This is a genomic window from Saccharothrix sp. BKS2 (assembly GCF_047689505.1).
Lineage (GTDB): Bacteria > Actinomycetota > Actinomycetes > Mycobacteriales > Pseudonocardiaceae > Actinosynnema > Actinosynnema lopnurensis.
The window spans coordinates 512,496-534,868 of the sequence record NZ_JAUQOL010000005.1 but is presented as its reverse complement, the minus strand read 5'-3'; the positions used below and the strand labels follow the sequence as shown (position 1 = coordinate 534,868).

The 22,373-nt window shown below is 75.1% G+C and carries 21 protein-coding genes; 12 read left to right on the top strand and 9 right to left on the bottom strand.

Translation table 11 applies throughout. The annotated features are described in order from the left end of the window. The first annotated feature begins 189 nt into the window (after positions 1 to 189). Positions 190 to 1,284, top strand: coding sequence for a GDSL-type esterase/lipase family protein (locus tag Q5530_RS13455; protein ID WP_415362523.1), 1,095 nt, complete (start codon positions 190 to 192; stop codon positions 1,282 to 1,284). Positions 1,285 to 1,398: 114 nt separating this feature from the next. Continuing rightward, the gene (locus Q5530_RS13450) at positions 1,399 to 1,812 is read left to right on the top strand and encodes a PGPGW domain-containing protein (protein ID WP_415362522.1); all 414 of its coding nucleotides are present in this window, start codon (positions 1,399 to 1,401) and stop codon (positions 1,810 to 1,812) included. Positions 1,813 to 1,907: 95 nt separating this feature from the next. Here the strand turns inward: Q5530_RS13450 and Q5530_RS13445 are convergent, their stop codons facing one another. From Q5530_RS13445 to Q5530_RS13435, 3 genes are all read right to left on the bottom strand, one after another. Beyond that, on the bottom strand, positions 1,908 to 3,518 hold the full coding sequence (locus tag Q5530_RS13445; RefSeq protein ID WP_415362521.1) for an alpha/beta hydrolase: 1,611 nt from the start codon (positions 3,516 to 3,518) through the stop codon (positions 1,908 to 1,910). A 425-nt stretch (positions 3,519 to 3,943) separates the two neighbouring features. Beyond that, positions 3,944 to 5,842, bottom strand: coding sequence for a multicopper oxidase family protein (locus tag Q5530_RS13440; RefSeq protein ID WP_415362520.1), 1,899 nt, complete (start codon positions 5,840 to 5,842; stop codon positions 3,944 to 3,946). A gap of 339 nt (positions 5,843 to 6,181) precedes the next feature. Further along, complete coding sequence (locus Q5530_RS13435) at positions 6,182 to 6,859, bottom strand: GntR family transcriptional regulator (RefSeq protein ID WP_415362519.1); 678 nt, start codon at positions 6,857 to 6,859, stop codon at positions 6,182 to 6,184. A 47-nt stretch (positions 6,860 to 6,906) separates the two neighbouring features. Between Q5530_RS13435 and Q5530_RS13430 the strand changes: the two genes are divergently transcribed. The 3 genes from Q5530_RS13430 to Q5530_RS13420 are packed head-to-tail and all read left to right on the top strand — an operon-like array spanning position 6,907 to position 8,511. Beyond that, positions 6,907 to 7,323 carry a VOC family protein gene (locus Q5530_RS13430; RefSeq protein ID WP_415362518.1) on the top strand — a complete coding sequence of 139 codons (417 nt, stop codon included), beginning with the start codon at positions 6,907 to 6,909 and terminating at the stop codon, positions 7,321 to 7,323. Then, the gene (locus Q5530_RS13425; protein WP_415362517.1) at positions 7,320 to 8,000 is read left to right on the top strand and encodes an SDR family NAD(P)-dependent oxidoreductase; all 681 of its coding nucleotides are present in this window, start codon (positions 7,320 to 7,322) and stop codon (positions 7,998 to 8,000) included. The genes Q5530_RS13430 and Q5530_RS13425 overlap by 4 nt, the downstream gene beginning before the upstream one ends. A gap of 31 nt (positions 8,001 to 8,031) precedes the next feature. Beyond that, positions 8,032 to 8,511, top strand: coding sequence for a DinB family protein (locus tag Q5530_RS13420; RefSeq protein ID WP_415362516.1), 480 nt, complete (start codon positions 8,032 to 8,034; stop codon positions 8,509 to 8,511). On the opposite strand, the gene Q5530_RS13415 is transcribed toward Q5530_RS13420, so the two are convergent. Together Q5530_RS13415 and Q5530_RS13410 are read right to left on the bottom strand one after the other, a co-directional pair. Then, positions 8,508 to 9,263 carry a phosphotransferase family protein gene (locus Q5530_RS13415; RefSeq protein ID WP_415362515.1) on the bottom strand — a complete coding sequence of 252 codons (756 nt, stop codon included), beginning with the start codon at positions 9,261 to 9,263 and terminating at the stop codon, positions 8,508 to 8,510. The two genes, Q5530_RS13420 and Q5530_RS13415, sit on opposite strands and share 4 nt — an antisense overlap. Positions 9,264 to 9,310: 47 nt before the next feature. Beyond that, complete coding sequence (locus Q5530_RS13410) at positions 9,311 to 11,386, bottom strand: ATP-binding protein (protein ID WP_415362514.1); 2,076 nt, start codon at positions 11,384 to 11,386, stop codon at positions 9,311 to 9,313. A 345-nt stretch (positions 11,387 to 11,731) separates the two neighbouring features. Here Q5530_RS13410 and Q5530_RS13405 point away from each other — a divergent pair, with 345 nt between their 5' ends. Genes Q5530_RS13405 through Q5530_RS13385 form a run of 5 tightly spaced genes read left to right on the top strand, consistent with a single transcriptional unit; the run spans position 11,732 to position 15,679 of the window. After that, positions 11,732 to 12,982 (top strand): sensor histidine kinase, encoded by a 1,251-nt coding sequence (locus Q5530_RS13405; RefSeq protein WP_415362513.1) that lies wholly within the window; start codon positions 11,732 to 11,734, stop codon positions 12,980 to 12,982. A gap of 17 nt (positions 12,983 to 12,999) precedes the next feature. Next, entirely contained in the window at positions 13,000 to 13,446 is a 447-nt protein-coding gene (locus Q5530_RS13400) for a roadblock/LC7 domain-containing protein (RefSeq protein WP_380642491.1), read from the top strand. 14 nt (positions 13,447 to 13,460) lie between these two features. After that, positions 13,461 to 13,823, top strand: a complete 363-nt coding sequence (locus Q5530_RS13395) for a DUF742 domain-containing protein (protein WP_415362512.1) — start codon at positions 13,461 to 13,463, stop codon at positions 13,821 to 13,823. After that, positions 13,804 to 14,394: a GTP-binding protein gene (locus Q5530_RS13390; protein WP_415362511.1), complete on the top strand. Its 591-nt coding sequence runs from the start codon at positions 13,804 to 13,806 to the stop codon at positions 14,392 to 14,394. Before Q5530_RS13395 ends, Q5530_RS13390 begins: the two co-directional genes overlap by 20 nt. A 37-nt stretch (positions 14,395 to 14,431) precedes the next feature. Further along, entirely contained in the window at positions 14,432 to 15,679 is a 1,248-nt protein-coding gene (locus Q5530_RS13385; protein ID WP_415362510.1) for a styrene monooxygenase/indole monooxygenase family protein, read from the top strand. A 43-nt stretch (positions 15,680 to 15,722) separates the two neighbouring features. Here the strand turns inward: Q5530_RS13385 and dacB are convergent, their stop codons facing one another. Together dacB and Q5530_RS13375 are read right to left on the bottom strand one after the other, a co-directional pair. Continuing rightward, complete coding sequence (gene dacB, locus Q5530_RS13380) at positions 15,723 to 17,297, bottom strand: D-alanyl-D-alanine carboxypeptidase/D-alanyl-D-alanine-endopeptidase (RefSeq protein ID WP_415362509.1); 1,575 nt, start codon at positions 17,295 to 17,297, stop codon at positions 15,723 to 15,725. A 194-nt stretch (positions 17,298 to 17,491) separates the two neighbouring features. Then, the gene (locus Q5530_RS13375) at positions 17,492 to 17,965 is read right to left on the bottom strand and encodes a hypothetical protein (protein WP_415362508.1); all 474 of its coding nucleotides are present in this window, start codon (positions 17,963 to 17,965) and stop codon (positions 17,492 to 17,494) included. Between the two features lie 241 nt (positions 17,966 to 18,206). Here Q5530_RS13375 and Q5530_RS13370 point away from each other — a divergent pair, with 241 nt between their 5' ends. Then, positions 18,207 to 18,641 (top strand): STAS domain-containing protein, encoded by a 435-nt coding sequence (locus Q5530_RS13370; protein ID WP_415362507.1) that lies wholly within the window; start codon positions 18,207 to 18,209, stop codon positions 18,639 to 18,641. On the opposite strand, the gene Q5530_RS13365 is transcribed toward Q5530_RS13370, so the two are convergent. After that, positions 18,530 to 20,686 (bottom strand): heavy metal translocating P-type ATPase, encoded by a 2,157-nt coding sequence (locus Q5530_RS13365; RefSeq protein ID WP_415362540.1) that lies wholly within the window; start codon positions 20,684 to 20,686, stop codon positions 18,530 to 18,532. The genes Q5530_RS13370 and Q5530_RS13365 overlap by 112 nt on opposite strands. 57 nt (positions 20,687 to 20,743) lie before the next feature. Between Q5530_RS13365 and Q5530_RS13360 the strand changes: the two genes are divergently transcribed. Next, entirely contained in the window at positions 20,744 to 21,094 is a 351-nt protein-coding gene (locus Q5530_RS13360) for an ArsR/SmtB family transcription factor (protein ID WP_415362506.1), read from the top strand. A gap of 157 nt (positions 21,095 to 21,251) precedes the next feature. Here the strand turns inward: Q5530_RS13360 and Q5530_RS13355 are convergent, their stop codons facing one another. Next, positions 21,252 to 22,343, bottom strand: a complete 1,092-nt coding sequence (locus tag Q5530_RS13355) for a sporulation protein (protein ID WP_415362505.1) — start codon at positions 22,341 to 22,343, stop codon at positions 21,252 to 21,254. Positions 22,344 to 22,373: the final 30 nt, after the last annotated feature.

The window sequence follows — 22,373 nt, the reverse complement described above, 5'->3', positions numbered from 1 at the left end:
CCGAGACTTCCACCATCGGGTGGTTTTCCACGCGACCGGGAAACTGCCTGTGACCAGCGCGGATGCCGCATAACAGGTTCGCATCCACTCGCCCGTTCGCGGACTGAACCGGCCCGCCCGGGGCAGTCCACCCCGCGAGGGCCGGAGGCGACCGCGGTCCGCGGTGACCGGCGCGGGAGGCGATCAACGGTGGCACGCGCGAGGTACTGGTTGCTCGGCGCACTGGCCGGGGTGGCGGGCGTGATCGGCACGGCGCTGTTCCTGGAGGTCGGCGGCGCGCCGGACCCGTCCGGCCCACCCGGCAACGGCCCGCTGACCGTGGTGACCCTGGGTGACAGCACGACCTCCGGCGAGGGCGCGGGCGACTACGCCCCCGAGACCGACGGCGTGCGGGGCAACTGGTGCCACCGCTCCGGCAACGCCCTGGTCAACCGGATCGACGTGCCCGGCGTGGAGGCCAAGGTCAACCTCGCCTGCTCCGGGGCCGCCACCGAGGACGTCACCCTGGACGGCACCGCGCAGTGGACCGAGCCCAGCCAGGCGCGACGGCTCACCGAACTCGCCCGGACCCACCGCGTCGCCGCCGTGCTGGTCGCGGTCGGCGCCAACGACGACCCCCGCTTCTCCCGGCTCATGTCCGACTGCCTCAACGCCCGGCTGAAGCTCGCCACGCCGTGCCGCGGCGAGATCGAGCGGGACTGGCGGCAGCGCCTGGACGCCGTGGTGCCCAAGGTCGCCCGCGCGCTCGCCGACATCCGGCGGGCCCTGGCCGACGCCGGCTACCGGGACGGCGACTACCAGCTGGTCCAGCTGTCCTACGCCTCACCGCTGACCCCGGACATCCCCGAGGAGCTGCGCAACCTCAGCGGCTGCCCCTTCCTCGCCGAGGACCTGGCCTGGATCCGGGACCACGCCGTGCCCGACCTGTCCGCCGCGCTGCGCACCGCCGCCGACCGCGCCGACGCCCGCTTCCTCGACCTGTCCCGCGCCGGGCACGGGCACGAGGCGTGCACGGGCGGCGAGCACCCGGAGCACGAGTGGTTCACCCGGCTCACCCTGGACTGGGACGGCTTCGCCGACGCCGAGCGCGTCGAGCACGCCAGCGTGGAGTCCTTCCACCCCAACGCCGAGGGGCACGAGCAGGTCGCCGGCTGCGTCGGGCTGTTCCTCGGCACCGCCGAGCGGGAGGCGGCGTGCGTGCCGGGGGAGGACGGGGCGCTGCACCTCTCGACGGAGGGGGATGCCGCGGCGCGGCGCGGGGCCGACGCGGCGCACCCGAGGTGAGGTGGGGCTCGGTCCCGGGTACCCCGCGGCCAGGACCGGCGCGAACGCCCCTCTCGGCGCGCGTGCGCGTCCCGGACTCGGCACACTGGGCGGGAACGCGAGGGAGGGCGGCACGTGGGAGTCGGCAAGCCGGTGAAGCAGGTGGGCGTCGTCGTGGCGGGCTCGGCGCTGCTCGTCGTGGGGGTGCTGCTGCTGGTGCTGCCCGGACCCGGGCTGCTGCTGGTGCTGGCGGGGCTGATCGTGCTCGCCTCGGAGTTCCCCGCCCTGGAGCGCTACGTCGACCCGGTGCGCGACCGGGCCATGAAGGCGGCCGAGGACAGCGTCTCCTCGCCGCTGCGCATCGCCGGCTCGGTGACCGCCGGGCTGCTGCTCATCGCGGCCGGCGTGGTGTGGGGCGTGGTGCGGTCGCTGCCCTTCGGCGGCTGGAGCACCGGGTCGAGCCTCATCCTGTCCGGGCTCGTCCTGCTCGCCCTGCTGGGCTGGAGCTACCGCCGGGTGCGGGCCCGGCGCCCGGCTCCCCGCACGTAGCCGCTCGCACCCAGCTGCCCGCACCCAGCTGCCCGGACGCAACCGCCCGGACGCAGCCGCCCGGACGCAGCCGCCCGCATCCCAGCCGCGCCGGCTCACCGCCCCTCCACCAGCTCCCGGTACCGCTCGGTGTCCGCCGCGGTCCAGCCGGGCGGGTCCAGGACGTGGACCCACGCCTCGACCGTCTCCACCGGCCCGTAGTGGTGACCCTGCCCCGGCGGCACGTCCGCGGCGAACACCAGGTCCATGGTCAACTGCCAGAAGGTGATCGCGGGCAGCCACGTCATCTGCGGGCTGACGTCCGGGGCGCGCGCCTCGGCCAGCCAGTCGGGGCGGCGGGTGAGCAGCTGGGGCGACCACCAGACGACCGGGTCGGTCGCGTGCTGGAGGTACACCACGCGGCTGCCGCCCCACGGCGCGGACAGGTCCAGGTCGCCCGGGTCGTCGGCGAACCGCACGGCGGCCCCGGAGTCCACGACGGGCAACCGCTGCGGGGTGCCCGGGTCGCGCTCGGCGGTCAGGTCCTCCCACACCCGCGTCGAGTTCGGGGTGCCCGTCCACAGCGCGCCGGAGGTGCGGGCGGTCATGTCCCCGAGCCCGTCGAACGCCGCCTGGCCGCCGAAGGCGCCGAGGCTCTCGCCGTAGACGACGAGCTCGGGCCTGCGGTCGGGCGGCCGCCGCTCCCGGGCCGCGTGGACCTGGTCGAACAGCTCCGCGCCCGCCGCCTGCGGGCTTCCCCGGTCGGCCACGAACGCGGCCCAGCTGGGCAGGTAGGAGTACTGGAGGGCGGCGATCGCGGTGTCGCCGCCGTAGAGGTACTCCAACCCCTCGGTGGCCGCCGGGTCCACCCAGCCGGTGCCGGTGGTGGTGACCACGGCCAGCACCGCCCGGTCGAACGCCCCCGTCCGCTCCAGCTCGGCCACCACCAGCCCCGCCACCTCGGACAGCGACCCCGCCGAGGACCGCCCGCCGTAGACGCGGATCGGCGTGAGGGCCGGGCGGCCGGTGAACGCGCTCAGCTCGGCCGCCGTGGGGCCGCCCGCCACGAACGCGCGACCCTCCTTGCCCAGCGTCTTCCACGGCACCCGCGAGACCGGCGACCCCGAGCGCTCCGGCGCCACCGGGCGCACCACACCGGGGTGGTCGGTGCGGTCGGCCGTCGCCGCGAGCCGGTTGACCACCGCCAGGAAACCGTTGACCAGCGCGCCCTCCACGACCAGCAGCGCGAGCAGCGTCACCACCGCCGCGCCGGTCAGCCGGGCGACCGCCGGCGGCACGAACCGGGAACCCGCCGCCGCCAGCCGCCGCGACGCCGCGCGCAGCAGCAGCGCCACGTCCCGCAGCCCGACCGCCACCGCCACCGCGACCGCCAGCACCAACCCGTAGTAGGACCGCTCGTCGGTGCGCACCCCCACCAGCTCCCGCACCTGCTCCTGCCAGTGCGCCCCGAGCAGCAGCGACACCGGCACCCACACCCCGACGCCGGCCGCCAGCAGGGCGTTGCCGCGCCGCCGGGTCGGCTCCGACCACCGCGGGCGCAAACCCAGTGCCCGCGCCAACCGCGCCACACCCACCCCCGCCAGGTAGCCGGTGGCCGAGCAGATGCCCGCGGCGACGCCCTGGAGGTACCAGGGGCGGGGCAGCAGCGACGGGGTCATCGACCAGGCGAAGAACACCAGCGCGAACACCAGGCCGACGCTGCTCAACGACCGGCGGTAGCGCGACAGGGCGTCGCGGACCGGGCTGGGGTGCGGCGCGTCCGGCGCCTCGACGGATGTCGTGACGACCTCCCCGGGGTGCGCTGCGGACGTCGGCGGCGGTGCGCTGCGCCGGCAGCGGTGCGGTGCCGACCTCGACGTCCGGTCGGCGTTGGCCGCACCAGCGGCGATGCCGGTCGGCGGTGATCACAGCCTAGGGCAGGGCGGTGGGGCCGCCGGGGGCGGTGCGCGGGCCGCCGTCGATCGCGGGCGACCGGTGCCGGTGAAGTGCCGGTGGGGGAGGGCGGGAGGTCGCCGGAGCCGGGGACCCCGGGGCGGCGGAAGCCCTCGTCGGCACGGTGTCGCGTGCAAGTGCCGGAGGGTTCCGCCGGTCCCGGGATCAGGCTGGTCCCGGGATCAGGCCGGTCCCGGGATCAGGCCGTCTTCCGCGCGGCGCTCCGGGTGTCGTCCGCCGCCTCGCCGTGGTGGTGCCCGCCGCCGAAGCGGTGCACGTGGAAGCGGGCCGCCTCGGCGGGCATGACCACGAAGGGCCGCATCATGCCCTCGTCCTCGTGGTCGAGGATGTGGCAGTGGTACATGAAGTTGCCCGTCGCGCCCTCGAAGCGGCCCGCGATGGCCAGCCACTCGCCGGGGCCCACCAGGAAGGTGTCCTTCCAGCCCTCCTCCTGCGGGTCCAGCGGCCGACCCGGCTCGGGCACCGGCAGCGGGGTGGTGGTGCCGCCGGTGGCGACGTCGAAGCCCGTGACGTTGCCCGTCGCCGCGTCCCTCGGGAACCGGGTGCGGGTGAGGGCCTGGAACTGGCTCAGGTGGACGTGCATCGGGTGGGCCGGGCCGCCGAGGTGCAGGAAGTGCCACACCGCCCAGCGGCCGTGGTCGATGAACACGCTGGTGGTGTCGTCGAACAGGCTCGCGACCCGCTCGAACGTGCGCACCCGCCCGGTGGCGGGGTCGGTGAGCTGGACGATCCCCGGCGCGGGCAGCTCGGCGGGCAGCCGGTCCGGGTCGGTGACCTCCTGGAGCTCCCACAGCTGCGGGTGGCCCTCGCCCGCCGTGCCGGGCGGCACCAGCCCGATGAACACGTGGTCGTGGTCCTCGGGCACCGTGGTGCCGTGGTGGAGCCGGACGTAGGAGGCCGACAGCTCGGCGGGCAGCCGGAAGCGGTCGTGCCGGTGGCGGTCCTCCACCCGGAACTGCATGACGGCCGGTTCCGGGGCCGCCGTCGGGTGCGCGTTGGTCAGCCGCACCCGCCTGCCGCGCAGCCGCGAGAAGTCGACCAGCAGGTCCGCCCGCTCGGCCGGGGCCAGCACCAGGCCGCCCTCCGGCAGCGGGGCGGGCGCGGGCAGCAGGCCGCCGTCCGTGCCGATCTGGCGGGCGGCGTCGTCGAGCGCCTCGCCGGTCTCGTCGTCGACCAGGCGCAGCTGGTAGGTGCGCGCGTTCGAGGCGTTGACCACCCGGAACCGGTACCAGCGGGCCTCGACGTCCAGGTGCGGCCAGATCCGCCCGTTGACCAGGGTGAACGGGCCGGTGAACGGCAGGTGCAGCACCTGCCCCGCGGCGGTGGTCAGGTAGGGGACCTTGTAGAGCAGCTGCCCGGTGAGGGCGCCCGACGCGTCGGTGTCGAGGTTCCGGTCGGTGATCACGAGCGGCACCTCGTGCTCGCCCGAGGGCAGGTCGAGCGCGTCCTCCTCGTCGTCGCGGACCAGGTACACGCCGACCAGGCCCGCGTGGACGTTGAAGCGGGTGACCGCCATGGCGTGGTCGTGGTACCAGAGGGTGGTGGCCTGCTGCCGGTTCGCGTACTCGGCCGGCTGCGAGGCGTCCGCGAGCACGGCGTTGTGGGCCCAGCCGTCGTTGCCGCCGCCGGTGTGGGCGCCGTGCAGGTGCACGACCGTCCACGCGGGCAGGTCGGCCACGCCGTCGACCAGCGCCACGCCGTCGGGCAGCGAGCCGTCCGGGTTGCGGAAGCCGGGGCTGTTCTGCGGGACCGAGGCCAGCGGCGCCCTCGCGGCCACCAGCGGGATGGTCCCCTCGATCCGGTTGGTCCAGGACACGCGGAACAGGTGCCCGGCGCGCACCTCGATGGTGGGCCCCGGGAAGTGCCCGTCGTAGGTCCACAGCGCGGTGGGCGGCAGCTGCGAGTGCAGGTGCGCGGTGGTGCGGACCATGGGCATGGTGATCGCGTCGCGGTGCCGCCAGGAGTGCGAGCGGATCACCGGTGGGACCCGCAGCGGGTCCAGGAAGGCGGTGAGCCCGAACGTCGGTGGCCCGGCGGCGGGCGCGGTGGTGGCGGGTGTGGTGATGAGTTCGGTCATGGAATCGCCCCCCCGGCGAGCTCGCGTCGCGCGGCACACCCGCCCCGGAGGGCGGGTGGCGCGCGATCCCCCTGCGTCGTGGGTCCGGCTCCCCAACCGGGATCCCCGACACAGGAGAAGAGGGGGCTGGGCGGCGCTGGATACACGGGCCGGCGGTTCACGGGCGAAAAAGACGCGGCCGCCGCCGGGGGGAACCGCGTGCCGCTCGTGTTCCCCCGCACGACCCGCCGGAAGTCGGGGCCCCGGACCGCCTGCCGCCGCACCTCCCGCACGGCCTGCACGGCCTGCCTACCGCCGCACCTCCCGCACGGGCCCGCCAGTACCCGGGCCCCGGACCGCCTACCGCCGCACCTCCCGCGGCGCCCGGTCGAGCTGGTCGACCAGCACCCGCAGCGCCGAGTGGACGTGCTCCTCGGCGAAGCGGGTGACCGCCTCGCCGTCCCCCGCCCCGAGCAGCCGGACGAGGTCCCGGTGCTCCTCGACGACCACCGCCCGGTACCCCTGGTGCCCCAGGCGGATCCGGGTGAGCTGGAACAGGTGCACCTGGGACCGCACGGCCCGCCACGCCTCCAGCAGCCGCCGGTTGCCCGCCGCCGCGTAGACCTCGTCGTGGAAGCCCATGTCCAGGGCGAGCAGCTCCTCGCCGGGCGCGCCCGCCGCCAGCCGCCCGGCCATGGCGTCGACCAGTCCGTCCAGGGCGGCGAGGTCCACGCGGCCGATCGCGGTGCGGCTCGCCAGCCCCTCCAGCGCGGCCCGCACCGAGTACACCTCCCGCGCGTCCCGGACCGTCAGGTCGATCACCCTGGTGCCCCGGTGCCAGGCGCTGCGCACCAGCCCCTCGCGCTCCAGCACGGCCAGGCCCTCCCGGACCGAGCCCCGGCTCACGTCGAGCGACGCGGCCAGCTCGACCTCGCGCACCGGCGAGCCCGGCGGGAACACCCCCGCGAGGATCGCCTCCCGGATCCGGTCGGCGGCCTCGCCCGCGAGACCCCGCCGGTCGGCCTTGCGCAGCTCCATGGAGGGCAATGTTGACATTCGGACATCAGCTGGTCAATCGTGGGGGCATGAGACCCGCCTTCCACCTCGCCATCCCCGTCGACGACCTGACCAGGGCCCGCGAGTTCTACGGCGGCGTGCTGGCCCTCGACGAGGGCCGCTCGGCCGAAGCCTGGGTCGACTGGAACTGCTACGGCCACCAGCTCGTCACCCACGTCGTGCCCGGCGCGCGCGGCGACTCCGGCCGCAACCCGGTCGACGGCCACGACGTGCCGGTCCCGCACTTCGGCCTGATCCTGCCCGTCCCCGAGTTCCAGGCCCTGGCCGACCGGCTGCGCGCGGCCGGCACGGAGTTCGTCATCGAGCCCTACCTGCGGTTCGCGGGCGAGCCGGGGGAGCAGTGGACGATGTTCCTCCGCGACCCGGCGGGCAACGCGCTGGAGTTCAAGGCGTTCAAGGACGAGTCGCAGGTGTTCGCCAAGTGAGCCGGGGAGTCCTCGTCACCGGCGGCAGCCGGGGCATCGGCGCGGCGATCGCCGACGCGTTCCGCGAGCAGGGCGACCGGGTGATCGCCCTGTCCTCGGCGGACGTCGACCTGGCGGACCCCGAGGCCGTCGCCCGGACGGTCACCGCGGCCACCGGGGAACTCGGCGCCATCGACGTCCTGGTGAACAACGCCGGCCTGGTGGAGTTGGGCTCCCTGGCCGGCACCTCGTACGACGAGTGGCAGTCCCTTTGGCGCAGGACCTTCGACGTCAACGTCTTCGGCGCCGCCAACATGTCCTACCGCGTGGCCCACCACATGATCGAGCGGGGCGTGCGGGGCCGGATCGTCAACGTCGGCTCGCGCGGGGCCTTCCGCGGCGAACCCGACATGCCCGCCTACGGCGCGAGCAAGGCGGCACTGCACTCCCTGGGCCAGTCGCTGGCCGTCGCCCTCGCCCCGCACGGCATCGCCGTCACCTCGGTGGCCCCCGGCTTCGTGGCGACCGACCGGGTGTCGGACATGGTGACCGACGAGGTCCGCGCCCAGAGCCCGTTCAACAGGGTCGCCGAGCCGGAGGAGGTCGCGGCGGCGGTGGTCTACCTGGCCTCGCCCGCCGCCGAGTGGGCATCGGGCACCGTCCTCGACCTCAACGGCGCCTCCCACCTCAGGACCTGACCCCACCGCCCCACGACGCGAGGAGACCCGGATGGGTTCGTTCGACGTGCCCCTGGCCGACGAGCGCACGCAGCTCGACGCGTTCACCGAGGAGTACCGCGGCGCCGTCGAGGCCGCCCTCGACGGCCTCACCGAGGAACAGGCCCGCCGCCGCCTGGTCCCGTCGGCGACGACGCTGCTGGGTCTGCTCAAGCACGTCACGTGGATGCAGCGGGTGTGGTTCGAGGAGTGCGTGGGCGGCACGCCCCGCCGGGAACTCGGCCTGGTGGGCACCCCGGACGACTCCTTCCGGCTCACCGCCGAGGACACCGTCGCCTCGGTCACCGCGGCCCACCGGGAAGCCTGCGCCACAGCCAGGAAAGTGGTCGCGGACCTTCCGCTGGACACCGTCGTCACCGGCCACCGCACCGGACCGCGCACGCTGCGCTGGGTCTACCTCCAGGTCCTGCGGGAACTGGCCCACCACTGCGGCCACGCCGACGTCCTGCGCGAGCAGGTGCTGGCCGGCTAGGCTTCCCGCACCCGGGCCCGCAGCACGTCGAACTCGCACCCCGGCGTGTCCGGGTCGAAGCCGTGCTCGATCAGCCAGCGCGACGCGGTCAGGCCGCGCAGCGACCACCAGGCGCGGATCACGTCCCGGTCCGCGCCGGCGCCGTAGCCGGCGAGCAGGTCGTCCAGGCGGTCCTCGTGGCCCAGCGTCAGGACGGCCAGGTCGAACATGGCGTCACCGGGGGCGGCCTCGGACCAGTCGATGACGCCGGTGACCTCGTCCCCGTCGACGAACACGTGGGTGATCTGGAGGTCGCCGTGGATGAACACCGGCTCCCACGGCCGGAGCGCGGCCTCGGCGATCTCCCGGTTGCGCCGGACCACCTCGGCGGGCAGGACGGCGTTGGCCAGCAGCCACGCGCACTCCTCGTCGAGCTCCGCGGCCAGGTCGTCGAGCCGGGGTCCCGGCCACGGCGGCACCGGCGCGTCGTGCAGCCTCCGCACGGCGGCACCGGCCGCGGCCCACGCCGCCGGCGACGCGGCCGACGGTTCGCCGAGCACGCCGAGCGCCTCGCCGGGCACGGCGGCGATCGCGAGCACGGGCGGCTCCCGCCAGAGGACGGCCGGGGTCGGTACCGGCGCCATCGCCATCGCCCGCACCTCGACATCGGCGTGCGCCGGGTCGACGTCGACCTTCAGGAACACGTCACCGACGCGCAGCGTCGCGCGTTGGCGGTGGGCGACGACGACCTCGATCTCCTCCACACCGGCCATCCTGGCGGGGACGGCCGCCGGTGTCGCCGGATTTTGCGCACCACCACCTACGACCCCAGGTACCCCCGAACCACCGCCACCTCCTCCTCCCGCCCCTGCCGCCGGTACAGCTCCAACGCCTCCGACCACACCCCCCGGGCCTCCTCGCCCCGCCCCAGCGCCGCGTAGGACCCACCGAGGTCCCGCAACACGTCGGCCGACATGTACGTGTTCCCCAGCGCCCGGTACAGCGCCAGCGCGTGCTCGTAGTGCCCCGCGGCCCGCTCGTGCCGGCCCGTCCGGTGCTCGATGTACCCCAGGCTCACCGACGTCGCCGCCTCGCCGTCCGGGTTGTGGTGCCCCCGGTACAGCTCCAGCGCGGCCCGGCAGTGCGCGAGACCGTCCTCCAGCTCCCCCAACCGGGCCGCGTGCCGGCCGAACTGGTTCAGCGCGTCGGCCTCCCACACCGGCTGGTCGAGCGCGCGGAACAGCTCCAGGGCCCGCGCCGCGTGGTCCACGGCCAACCGGTCCTCGTCCTGCTGCCCCCACGCCCAGGCCAGCATCCGGTGCGTCTGCGCCAACTCGGAGTTGTCGCGGTGCTCCTCGGCCGAGGACAGGGCCCGGTGCAGGTGCCGCACCGCCTCCTCGTGCGACCCCAGGTGCGCCAGCGCCCGCCCGAGGAACCGCGACGCCCGCACCCCGAGCACGTGCTCCGGCAGGTGCGCCGCGGCCCCCACCGCCACCCGCCACGTCGTCACCCGGTCCCGCAGGTGCCCGCGCCGCCCGTGGAACGAGTCCAGCGCCCACGCCAACAGCCACCCCACCCGGTGCCGCCCGCCCGCGACGGCGACGTTCTGGGCCGCCAGCAGGTTGGGGTGCTCGACCTCCAGCCACGCCATGGCCGCGGCGGCGTCCGCCGGCGGTTCGGGCCGGACCCCCGGCACCGGCGGGTCCAGCCGCACGGGCAGCCGGTGCGGGGCCAGCAACCGGTCGGCGGCGCACGCGACGTGCGCGTAGGAGTCCAGCACCCGCCTCAGCGCCGCGTCCCGCTCCTCGTCGGGCAGGTCCTCGTGCGCCACGGCCACCGCCCAGCTGCGCACCAGGTCGTGCATCGCGTAGCGGCCGCGCGCGTCCTGGTCCAGCAGGGACGCCTCCTCCAACCCGCGCAGCGCCCGCTTCGCCCGCACCGGGGGCAACCCGGTCAGGTCGGCCGCCGCCGGCAGGGCCAGGTCCGGGCCGGGCGCGATGCCGACCAGGCCGAACACCCGCTGCTGCTCGGCCGACAGGGCGCGGTAGGACCAGGACAGGACCTTGGGCAGGCTCGCCGCCGGGTCGTCGTCGTCCAGCACGTCCAACCCGAACTCGCGCAGTTCGCCGGCGAGCCGGGCCAGCGGCGCGCCGGGGTGGGTGTGGGCGTGCCCGGCGATCAGTCCCAGCGCCAGGGCGAAACCCCGGCAGAACCCCACCAGCTCGGCCACCGCGTCCGGCTCGGCGGCGACCCGGTCCGCGCCCAGCCAACCGGTCAGCAGCTCGTGCGACTCGTCCACGGCCAGGGGGTCCAGCCTCAGGTGGTGGGCACCGTGCCTGCTGACCAGGGTGTTGGGCGTGCGGCGGCTGGTCGTCACCACCACGCACGACCGCCCGCCCGGCAGCAGGGGAGCGGCCTGCTCCGCGGTCGCGGCGTTGTCCAGCACGATCAGCATCCGCCGCCCGGCGACCAGGCTGCGGTACAGGGCGGCCTGGGCGTGCAGGTCGGTCGGTATCCGCCCGGGTTCCACGCCGAGCGCGTCGAGGAACCCGCGCACCGCGACGCCCATCTCCATCGGGTCGCTGTCCGGGCTGAAACCACGCAGGTCGACGAACAGCTGCCCGTCGGGGAACCGGTCCAGGTGCCGGTAGGCCCAGCGCACCACCAGCCACGTCTTGCCGATCCCGCCGGCCCCGCTCAGGGCCAGGACCGGCGCGGCGCCGCCCGCCTCCGCCGCGTCCAGGAGCGAGGTCAGCCGCTCCAGCTCGGCGGCGCGGCCGACGAAGCGCGCGGGCACGGGCGGCAGCTGGCGCGGGGGCGGCTGCTCCCGCACGGCCGGGTGGACGTGCACGTCCCCGCCGATCGAGCCGGCCTGCACCACCGACCCGACCACCACCCCGCCGAGCTCGTTCCGCCCCGCCGGAGCCCCCGACCGATCCCCGTCCGGTAACCCCGGACCGTCCCCGCGCGTCGACACCGCACCATCAGACCGGAGGGACCCGGCGCCGGCCAAGCGCCACGCCCGCGCGCACCCGACCGCGATCGGGTTCGACCGCCGTCGAATCGACACAGGATGCCACCACGCGCGGCGTGACCAGCGGTCCATGCCCGGACCGTGATCACTGTCCGCACCCGAACGGGTGTATTTGATTACCCTCCGTCTTGACCAATGCCGCTGCGTGACTAAGGTTGACGCGGTGTTGACCGAAGACGTCCGTGCGGAGTGCGCGTGGTGAGTCGAGTGCGGTCGCTGTTGGACCAGTACCGCAGGCAGGGCGCGAGGTCGTTGCTCGACCAGGCGCGGGGCACCGTCGCCGACCTCCTCGAACCCCGCCGCCCGCCCTCCCGCCCACTCCCGCCCCCAGCCTCTCCCTCGACACCCCGGCCGGCCGGGTCCCCACCGGCTGGGTCCCCACCCACCGACGGCTCCCGCGACGACGTGCTGGCCGGCGTCTGCGCGGGCATCGCGTTGCGCGACCTGAACCTGCTCGACTCCCTGCTGGCGGAACTGGAGCGCATGGAGGCCGAGGAGCAGGACCCCGACGCCCTGGACCGGCTCTACCGCCTCGACCACCTCGCCACCCGCCTGCGCCGCAACGCCGAGAACCTGCGCGTGCTCGCCGGTGAGGAGGCCGGCGCCGCCGCCGAGGACACCGCCTCGCTGGTCGACGTCATCCGCGCCGCGATCTCGGCGATCGAGCGCTACCCGAGGGTGGACGTCGGCCGGGTGGCGCCGCTGGCGGTGGTCGGCTTCGCGGCCGACGACGTCAGCCGGCTGCTCACCGAGCTGCTCGACAACGCCACCGCCCAGTCCCCGCCCAGCTCGCCGGTGACGGTCAGCGCCCACATCACCGAGAACGGCAGCATCCTGCTGCGCGTGGAGGACATGGGCATCGGCCTGCCGCAGGAGCGGATGGCCGAGCTGAACGAGCGGCTGTCCACCGCGCCCGCCCTCGACAGCGCCGCCATCGAGCACATGGGCCTGGCCGTCGTGCGGCGCCTGGCCGACAAGCACGGGGTGCGCGTGTGGCTGGGCCGCCGCGCGCCGCACGGCACGACCGCGTCGGTCCTGCTGCCCGCCGGCCTGGTCCGCGAGGCGCCCCCGGTCTCCTTCACGCGGCAGCCCGAACCCGACGCGCCGCCCCGCGCCGCGCTCCCGCCCCCGTCCCCGACCCCGCGGCGCTCGCCCGCGCACGCCAGGTCCCCGCACACCCGACCCGGCGGCCCCGACGCGCCGCGCACGGGCGGCGTGACCGCCGGCGGGCTGCCCCGCCGCGTGCCCACCAGCCTGCGCGTGCCCGACAGCCCCGCCGACCTCGCCGCGCCGTTCACCCCGCCCCTGCTCGGCACCTCCACCGACGACGGGTTCTTCGCGGACCTGGCGGACTTCGACGCCGGCGAGCGCGCGGCCCGGGGCACCCCGCCCGAGCCCGACGACCTGCACGGCGATCTCAGCGGCGACCTCCGCGAGGGCGGCCCGAGCGATGACTGACCACGAGGACCACCCGAGTGACGACTGACCACCGAGCCGCCGACCCCGCACCGGACTTCAGCTGGCTGATCAACGACTTCGTCCACCGGGTGCACGGCGTGACGCACGCGTTGATCCTGTCCTCCGACGGCCTGCCGCTCATCGCCTCCGACACCGTGGGGACGGACGCGGCCGAGCAGCTGGCGGCCATCTCCAGCGGGATGCTCAGCCTGGCCCGCAACGCGGCGGCGGTGTTCGACCAGGGCGGCTGCGAGCAGATCCTGGTCCGCCTCACCGGCGGCTACTTCCTGTTCATGGACATCGGCGAGGGCGCCGGCCTCGGCGTGCTGACCTCGTCCTCCTGCGACATGAAGGTCATCGGTTACGAGATGACCAAGTTCGTCGACAACGCCGGGCACGCGTTGACCCCGCAGCTGAGGGCCGACATGCGGCGCACGGTGACCGCACGGCGCCCCGGCGCGTGAGGAGGGCGATCGTTGTGGCCACCGGTTCCGCACCCGGCGCGAGGCGCAGCACCAGGGTCCGCGCCTACGCCATCACCCGCGGCCGCACCAGGCCCCGGCACCTGCTGCTGGTGGAGACCCTGGTGTCGGTGCCGAACTACGACCCGCAGGCCGCCGCGCGGATGATGCCGGAGACCCGGGCGCTCTACGAGCACGCCCGGCAGCGCACCTCCGTGGCCGAGCTGTCGGCGCACCTGGACATCCCGCTCGGGGTGATCCGCGTGCTGCTCGGCGACCTGATCGCGCAAGACCTCGTGTACATCCACCCGACCGGGCACGAGTACCAGTACGACCTGTCCCTGCTGGAGAGGATCCTGGATGGGCTCAAGGGCGTGTGACGCCGCGCCGTTGACGATTTCGGCGAAGATCGTGGTCGCCGGCGGCTTCGGGGTCGGCAAGACGACGTTCGTGGGCTCGGTCTCCGAGGTGCCCCCGATCAACACCGAGGCGTGGATGACGGAGGCGGCCGAGGGCGTGGACCCGGTCGACCCCGGCGGCGACAAGACCACGACCACGGTGGCGATGGACTTCGGCAGGCTCACGCTGACCGACGACCTGGTGCTGTACCTGTTCGGCACCCCCGGCCAACCCCGGTTCTGGTTCCTGTGGGACGACCTGTCGCGCGGCGCGCTGGGCGCGGTCGTCCTGGTGGACACCCGCCGCATCGAGGAGTCGTTCGCGGCCATCAACTACTTCGAGAACGACTCCGAGATCCCGTTCGTGGTCGCCGTGAACATGTTCGACGGCCTGCTGACGCACGACCTGGACGAGGTCCGCGACGCGCTGGCCATCTCCCCGGACGTCCCGCTGATCACGTGCGACGCCCGCGACCGGGCCTCGGTCGTCGGCGCCCTGCGCGGGCTGGTGTCGTACACGATGCAGCTCGCCCCGTCGTACGGCCCGGCGTGATCGGCGGCCCACCCTGCGAGCAGAGAGGTTGGCGGCAATGCGGAAGGTGCTCGTCGTCGGAGCCGGTCAGGCCGGGTTACAACTCGCGTTGGGCCTGGTCGGCCGGGATTACGACGTCACGGTCATGTCCGCCCGGACACCGGAGGAGATCCGGGCCGGCCGGGTCACGTCCACCCAGTGCATGTTCGGCCCGGCGCTCCAGCACGAACGCGACCTGGAGCTGAACCTCTGGGAGGAGCGGACGCCCCGCGTCGAGGGCCTCGGCCTGTCCGTGGGCGCGCCCACCGACGACGGCGGGTGGCAGCGGGCGCTGAACTGGCTGGGCCTGCTGGACGACCACGCCCAGTCGGTCGACCAGCGGGTGAAGATGGCGGGCTGGCTGGAGCTGCTGGAGGACCGCGGCGGCCGGGTCGTCTACCACGGCGTCACCACCTCCGACCTGGACGCGCTGACCGCCCGGTACGACCTGGTGCTGGTGGCGGCGGGCAAGGGCGAGCTGGTGGAGGCGTTCCACCGCGACCCCGGGCGGTCCCCGTACCGGACGCCGCAGCGCGTCCTGTCCGTGGCCTACGTGCACGGCATGGCGCCGCGCCCCGAGCACCCGGACGTGCGGGCGGTGCGGTTCAACGCGGTGCCCGGCGTGGGCGAGCTGTTCGCCATCCCCGGGTTCACCCTCAGCGGCCCCTGCGACATCCTGTTCTTCGAGGGCCTGCCGGGCGGCCCGCTGGACTGCTGGGACGACCGGCCGGGGCCCGACGAGCACCTGGACCGGTTCCTGTCGCTGGTGCGCGAGTACGTGCCGTGGGAGTACGAGCGCTGCGGCGAGGTCGAGCTGACCGACCCGAAGGCCACCCTGACCGGCGCCTACGCGCCGGTGGTGCGCAAGCCGGTTGGCGTCCTGCCCTCGGGCGGCCGGGTGCTGGGCATGGCGGACGTGGTGGTGGCCAACGACCCCCTCACCGGGCAGGGTTCCAACAACGCCGCCCGGTGCGCCGCGTCCTATTTGGACAGCATCCTGGCGCGCGGCGACCGGCCGTTCGACGAGGCGTGGATGCACGAGGCGTTCGAGGCGTACTGGGAGAGCGCGCGGCACGCCACGCACTGGACCAACGCGATGCTCCAGCCGCCGCCCGAGCACGTCATGCGCATCTTCGGCACGGCGCCGGAGGTCCCGGAGGTGGCCCGCAGGTTCGTCAACTGCTTCGCCGACCCCTCCGACCTGGAGAAGTGGTTCTTCGACCCGGAACTGGCCGACCGCTACCTGACCTCGGTCACGCGGGGCTGACCACCCGGGGGGGGCGGTGCGCCCGCACCGCCCCCCCGGGGAATCAGCAGGACTTGGTCCAGGAGCACTCCAGGTCCCGCACCGGGTCCGACCCGATCCCCGGCCCGACCTTCGGCGCGGTGCCCGGCGCGTCGCGGTGCCGGGCCCGCGCCCCGGGCTGCGACTGGCCGGCCCGGTCGGACGCGAGCCGCACCGCGATGGCGTCCTCGATGTCGCGCGGCACACCCGACACGAAGTTGTTGAACATCAGGGAGAACACCAGCTTGCGACCGTCGGCGTTGGTGACGTAGCCGGCCAGCCCGGTGATCCCGGTCAGCGTGCCGGTCTTGGCGTGCACGTTGCCCGCCGCGGCGGTGCCGGCCATCCGGCCGCGCAGGGTGCCGCCCTCCATCCGGTCCGACCGGCCGGCCACCGGCAGCGCGTCGTACCAGCTCCGGAACCACGGCTTGGCGCGCGCCGACCGCAGGACCTGCGTCATCAGGTCGGGGGACAGGACGTTCATCCTGGACAGGCCCGAGCCGTCGAACAGGTTCATCGTCAGCGGGTCCGCGCCCAGCCCGGGGAGCAGGGACTCCAGCGCCCGGATGCCCGCCGGCCAGGATCCCTGGCCGTGGAACTTGCGCCCCAGCGTCTTGATGAGCACCTCGCCGTGCATGTTGTTGCTCAGCTTGAGGAACGGCACCAGCAGCTCGCGCAGCGGCATCGACTGGCGGGTGGCCAGCACCCGCGCCGCCGCCGGGGTCGCGCGGAACCCGGTCCCGCCGGTCACGGTGATCCCCTTGGCCGCCAGGGACGCGCGGAACAGCCCGGCGACCAGCCTGGTCGGGTCGTCGACCGAGATGTAGGCGGCCTGGGCCGCCGCGCCCGGCGCGATCGAGCCGCTGACGTGCACGACGTTGCCGCCGTGCTCGCGGTTCACCTGGACACCGCCGCCGCCGGCGGTCGTGGTGGCGGTGTTGCGGATGTCGAGGGCGACCGGCGGGGTGACGGTCACCTGCGGGGGACCGCCCGCGGCGCCGGGGGAGACCCGGACGGCCACGGCGCCGGAGTCGTAGTCGGTGTCCGGCGCGAAGGTCAGCGCCGAGGTCTGGGCGCTGTAGTAGTGCGGCTCGTCGTCCCACGCCCAGCCGGTGGCCAGCGGGACGGAGTCGAACCAGGTGTCGTCCGCGACGAGTTCACCCCTGACGGTCCGCACGCCGGTGGCGGCCAGCTGCGCGGCCAGGGCGTCGTAGTCCTGGGCGAGCATGGTCGGGTCGCCGGTGCCGCGCAGGTAGAGGTCGCCCGCCAGCTCGTCGCCCTGCACGACCGCCGTGGTGGCCAGGTCGGTGCGCCAGCGGTGGTCGGGCCCGAGGCCGTCGAGCGCGACCGCGCTGGTGACGATCTTCGCGGTCGAGCCGGGCTGGAAGCGGGTGTGGCCCGAGCGGCGGTAGAGCGCGTCGCCGGTGTCGGCGTCGCGCACCACCAGGCCCACCGCGGACGAGGCCAGCCTGGGGTCGCCGAGCAGGCGGTCGAGGTCCGTCGTGAGCGGGTCGGCGGTGTCGGCGGCGGCCGCGGCGGTGAGGCCGAGGACGAGGGACAGGGAGGCGAGCAGGACGGTCGATCGTGGCCGACTGGTCATGCCCTGGATTGTGCCGGTGACGGCGGGTCCGGTGGACGTGGTCGGCGGAATCCGGTGTGCGGCCGGGTGTCGGCGCGGTTGCGCGCCCGCGTCGACACCCGTGCCGCAAGACCTCCGCGGCCACCGCCTGAACGGGCCACTGCCCAGAACGGGCCACGGCGGACAACTGGGTCTCGTCCGGATGACGCAGCGCGTTACCCGTCACCCGGGCGCCTCACCTCATCAGGTGACCGAGTGGTCCGGCCGGCGGGACGGCGGACCGGGTGCGCGGACCGTCCGGGCGCTCCCTCCGATCCCGCGGGCGGCTCGACCGCCGGCGCGGCCGGGTCGCGCCGGGGCTGCCGCACCCAGCGCAGCAGCACCGCGCTGCGCCGCCACGACGGCGTGGTCAGCTGGTCCAGCGCCAGGTCGTCCAGGTGGGCGGCCGCGGCCTGCTTGTCGGTCAGGGCGGCCTCCAGCCGGCACACCACGCCCAGCATCCTCGTCCAGGCTTCCTCGGCGCGGCGGGTGCAGTCCTCGCCGTGCCGCTTGGCGGCGGCGGACCGGGCGACCGCCGACCGACTCCGCTGCCGGGCCGACCCGGCGGCGTGGACCGCGTCCAGCCCGCGTCCCCCGGACTCCGTCGCCCGACCACCGGACTGCTCCGACCGAGGTGTTCCGGATCGCACAGGTGCAGTGTGCCCGCCCGTGAGCCGTCCTTCCCAACCGGTTCACCCGCACGGCCCGTCACTATGGCTCGATCAGACCAACGGAGCCCGGTGCCGGACGTCGGCGCGCACGGGCGCCCGGCGTTCGCCCGGGGGCTCGGCCCCTGGTCCGGTGGGTCGCCGGCCTGTGTCGGCGAGGGGGCGCGGTTACTGTTGATTCGGGGCCATCGGCGCAGAGGGCGCCCGCGGAGGAGGTGCACCGATGAGCGAGGAGAGCCTGGTCGAAGGGGTGTCGGTGGAGACCCTAGCGGTCGGGGGCGTGCCCGTGCTGCGCCTGGCGGGTGAGGTCGACACGCGCGGCAGCGAGGCCCTGCGCCGTGAACTGCTCCCCTGGCTGGACACCGTCACCTCGACGTCGGCGGTGGACCTGACCGGGGTGACCTTCCTGCCCTCCAGCGGGTTGGCGGTGCTGGTCGAGGGTGCGCGGCACGCCGACCGGCGCGGCGTCTCGTTCGTCATCGTCGCCGACCAGCGCGCGGTGCTGCGGCCGTTCCGGGCCACGCGCATGGACGAGGTGTTCGCCGTCTACCCCGACCTGGCGGGGGCCGTGGCCGCGCTGCGGGACGGGGCCGGCGGGGGTGCGCTTCCTCCCGCGCACCCGGGCGCGGACCACCCGCACGCCCCTTCCGTCGACTGACCGTCCCGGCCCGCCCGCCGCCAGGCCGCGCCGCGCAGCAGGCGCAACCCGTTGAGGCCCACCACGACGGTCGAGCCCTCGTGCCCGGCCACCCCGAGCGGCAACGGCAGGGTGCCCAGCAGGTCCCACGCCACCAGAACCGCGATCGAGGCCCCGGCGATGACGAGGTTCGCCAGGACCAGCCGCCGGGCGCGGCGGGCCAGGGCGAGCACGGCGGGCAGGGTGGCGAGCTCGTCGCGGGTGATCACCGCGTCCGCCGTGTCCAGCGCGAGGTCGGACCCGGCGCGCCCCATCGCGACGCCGACGTGCGCGGTGGCGAGCGCGGGCGCGTCGTTGACGCCGTCGCCGACCAGGACCACCCTGTCCCCGCCCGCTTCCAGCTCTCGCACCGCCGCGACCTTGTCCTCCGGCCGCAGCCCGGCGCGGACGTCGGTGATGCCGACCTCGGCGGCCAGCCGCGCGGCGGCGCGGGGGTTGTCGCCGGTGAGCAGGACCGGCGGAGCGCCGGTGAGGGCGGTGATCCGGGCGACGGTGGCCGCGGCGTCCGGGCGCAGCCGGTCCGCGAGCCCGAGCACCCCGGCCGGGCTGCCGTCGACGCGGACGACCACCGCGGTGTGCCCGGTGCGTTCGAGCCCGGCCACGACGTCGCGGACGGTGGCCGCATCGGTGTCGGGCTCGGTGGCCGTGCCGGCGGCGGCATCGGTGCCCCACTCGGTGCCGAGCTCGCCGGCCGTGCCGGCGGGCACCCGGTCGAGCAGGGCGGTCGGGCTGCCCACCTCGACCAGGTGCCCGCCGACCCGGGCGGTGACACCGCGACCCGGCGTCGAGGCGAACCCCGCGGCCTCCCGGACGACGAGCCCGGCGGAGCGGGCGGCGGCGACCACCGTGCGGGCGATCGGGTGCTCCGAGGGGTGCTCCGCGGCGGCGGCCAGGGCCAGCAGTCCGGTCTCGTCGAACCGGCCGCCCGGCACGGGCCGCACCGCCGCGAGCCGGGGCGCGCCCTCGGTCAGCGTGCCGGTCTTGTCGAACGCCACCCGCGTCACCGAACCGAGCCGTTCGAGCACCACGGCGGACTTGACCAGCACGCCGTGGCGGCCGGCGTTGGCGATCGCGGACAGCAGCGGCGGCATCGTCGCCAGCACCACCGCGCACGGCGAGGCCACGATCATGAACGTCATCGCGCGCAGCAGCGTCGGCCGCAGCTCCGCGCCGAACAGCAGCGGCACGACGAACAGCGCGAGCGTCGCGGCGACCATGCCGATCGAGTAGCGCTGCTCGACCCTCTCCACGAACAGGTGGGCGCGGGACTTGGTCGCGCTCGCCTCGGTGACCATGGCGACGATGCGGGCGATCGCGGTGTCGGCGGGGGAGCGGGTGATCCGCACCCGCAGCGCCCCGGTGCCGTTGATGGTGCCGGCGAACACCTCGTCCCCCGGCCGCTTGTCCACCGGCAGCGGCTCGCCGGTGATGGTGGCCTGGTCGACCTCGCTCGCGCCCTCGACCACCTCGCCGTCACCGCCGATGCGCTCCCCGGGCCGCACCAGCACGAGGTCGCCGATCCGCAGCCGGGCGGCCTCCACGGTCTCCTCGCCGGTCGCGGTGACCCGCGTGGCCCGCTCGGGCGCGAGGTCGAGCAGGCCGCGCACCGAGTCCTCGGTGCGCTTGGTCGCGACCGCCTCCAGCGCCCCCGACGTGGCGAAGATGACGATGAGCAGCGCGCCGTCGAGGACCTGGCCGATCGAGACCGCGCCGATCGCCGCCACGACCATCAGCAGGTCCACGTCCAGGGTCCTGTCCCGCAGCGCGCGCAGCCCGGACCAGCCCGGTTGCCACCCGCCGGCGGCGCAGGAGGCCAGGTGCAGCGCCCACCACAGCTGGTCGGGGCCGCCGGCGAGCCGGGTCGCCAGGCCCAGCAGGAACAGGGCGGTCGCCGCGACCGCCCACCGCACCTCCGGCAGCGACCACGTCCCGGTCCGCCGGCGCACCCCGGTCCGGCGCGGTTCCGCCCGCGGGGGGACCTCGAGTTCTGCTGTCACAGCGGTAATGTATATGCGCAGTCACGCAGATACGCAAGTAAAGGGACAGCTGGGTACCCTGGGGGCATGCACACCTCGCTGTCCGACTTCGACATGCCCAACGAGGAGCAGGTGCACCTGGCCGCCGAGTCGTTCCGGCTGCTCGCGGACCCGACCCGGATCAAGGTGCTGTGGGCGCTGCTCCAGGGGGAGTCGTCGGTCGCGTGCCTCGCCGAACTCGCCGGCGCGGCACCCACGGCGGTCAGCCAGCACCTGGCCAAGCTGCGGCTCGCCGGCCTGGTCAAGGGCCGCCGGGAGGGCACGTTCGTCTACTACTCCGCCGCCAACGACCACGTGCGCGGGCTGCTCAAGCAGGCCCTGTTCCACGCCGACCACGTGGACCGCGGCACCTCGGAGGACCCCGCGCCGACCGGCTGAGCCGGCCAGAACCCCGGGAACGAGGCCGGCTCCCGCGCCAGGGGGGAGGGGCGCGGGAGCCGGTGGTGGTGCGGCGCGACCGGGGGGTGGGCCGCTCGCCGCACCGGATCAGGGGGACGGGTGTCGACGCCGGTGACGGCCCCGGCACCCGCTCGGATCACTCCTCGGAGGCGAAGTCCTCGCCGCCGCCGTCGTCCTCGAACGCGTCGTCCAGGGCCTCGCCGATGATCATGCCACCGACCACGCCCGCCGCCGCGCCCGCGACCACGCCGCCCACACCGGGACCGCGGTGGTGGCCGTGGTGCCCGTGCTGACCGTAACCCGGCTGACCGTACCCGGGCTGTCCATAGCCCGGCTGGCCGTAACCCGGTTGGCCGTACCCCGGCTGCCCGTAGCCCGGCTGTCCGTACCCCGGCTGGCCGCCGAACGCGGGGTTGCCGTGCGCCGGGTAGCCCGGCTGCCCGAACGCCGCGTGCCCGCCGCGCTCGGAGATCTGCGCCAGCCACTGCCCGATGGCCGCCGCCCAGTCGGTGCGCGCCGCGTCGTCGTGGGTGGCGTGGAAGCGGCCGAAGGCGTCGGAGCCGGAGGAGAACATGCCCCCGCGCTTGTCGGCCTCCAGCACCACGACCAGCTCGTGCGGGCTGGTCACGAAGGTCAGCTCGACCTGGTTGATCCGACCCGCGAACTGGCTCGGCGGGAAGAACTCGATCTCCTGGTAGAAGCCGAGCTCCTGGTGGACGCCGTGGATGCGGCCCGCCTCCACGTCGGCGGACCGGAACTGGAAGCCCAGCTGCCCGAACGCCTCCAGCACGCGGTCCTGCGAGGGCAGCGGGCCCACCAGCACCGGGTCCAGGTCGCCCTTGTCGGGCGCGCCGGAGATGACCAGCTCGGTCCGCACGCCCACGGTCATGCCGGGCAGCGGCTGCCCGCCGACCGCGGTGATCGGGGTCTCCCACGGGAGCGTCAGCCGGAACGGCACCGACACCGGCTGCCCGGCCGCCACGCGCACCCCCTGGGCGACCGAGACGCGCAGGAACTCCGAGACGCTGTTGAACTCGTGGTCGCCGTGCTCCACCTCGACGCGGGTGACCAGGGACAGCACGATCTGGTCGATGACGGCCTCGTTGCTGCCGCCCTGGATGCGCACCTGGCCGCTGACGACCTGGCCGGGCTGGGCGTGCGGGGTGTCCAGGACGGTGTCGACGGACGGTCCGCCGACGCCGAAGGCGCTGAGCATCCGTTTGAACATCGGGTTTCTTCCTCCGGAGGTGGTGGGCGG

Excerpts from the sequence above, each read along its gene's own strand:
- Q5530_RS13440 (WP_415362520.1), bottom strand. The coding sequence starts at position 5,842 with ATGACCGAACTCATCACCACACCCGCCACCACCGCGCCCGCCGCCGGG.
- Q5530_RS13435 (WP_415362519.1), bottom strand. The coding sequence starts at position 6,859 with ATGGAGCTGCGCAAGGCCGACCGGCGGGGTCTCGCGGGCGAGGCCGCC.
- Q5530_RS13430 (WP_415362518.1), top strand. The coding sequence starts at position 6,907 with ATGAGACCCGCCTTCCACCTCGCCATCCCCGTCGACGACCTGACCAGG.
- Q5530_RS13420 (WP_415362516.1), top strand. The coding sequence starts at position 8,032 with ATGGGTTCGTTCGACGTGCCCCTGGCCGACGAGCGCACGCAGCTCGAC.
- Q5530_RS13415 (WP_415362515.1), bottom strand. The coding sequence starts at position 9,263 with ATGGCCGGTGTGGAGGAGATCGAGGTCGTCGTCGCCCACCGCCAACGC.
- Q5530_RS13390 (WP_415362511.1), top strand. The coding sequence starts at position 13,804 with ATGGGCTCAAGGGCGTGTGACGCCGCGCCGTTGACGATTTCGGCGAAG.
- Q5530_RS13385 (WP_415362510.1), top strand. The coding sequence starts at position 14,432 with ATGCGGAAGGTGCTCGTCGTCGGAGCCGGTCAGGCCGGGTTACAACTC.
- dacB (WP_415362509.1), bottom strand. The coding sequence starts at position 17,297 with ATGACCAGTCGGCCACGATCGACCGTCCTGCTCGCCTCCCTGTCCCTC.
- Q5530_RS13370 (WP_415362507.1), top strand. The coding sequence starts at position 18,207 with ATGAGCGAGGAGAGCCTGGTCGAAGGGGTGTCGGTGGAGACCCTAGCG.
- Q5530_RS13360 (WP_415362506.1), top strand. The coding sequence starts at position 20,744 with ATGCACACCTCGCTGTCCGACTTCGACATGCCCAACGAGGAGCAGGTG.
- Q5530_RS13355 (WP_415362505.1), bottom strand. The coding sequence starts at position 22,343 with ATGTTCAAACGGATGCTCAGCGCCTTCGGCGTCGGCGGACCGTCCGTC.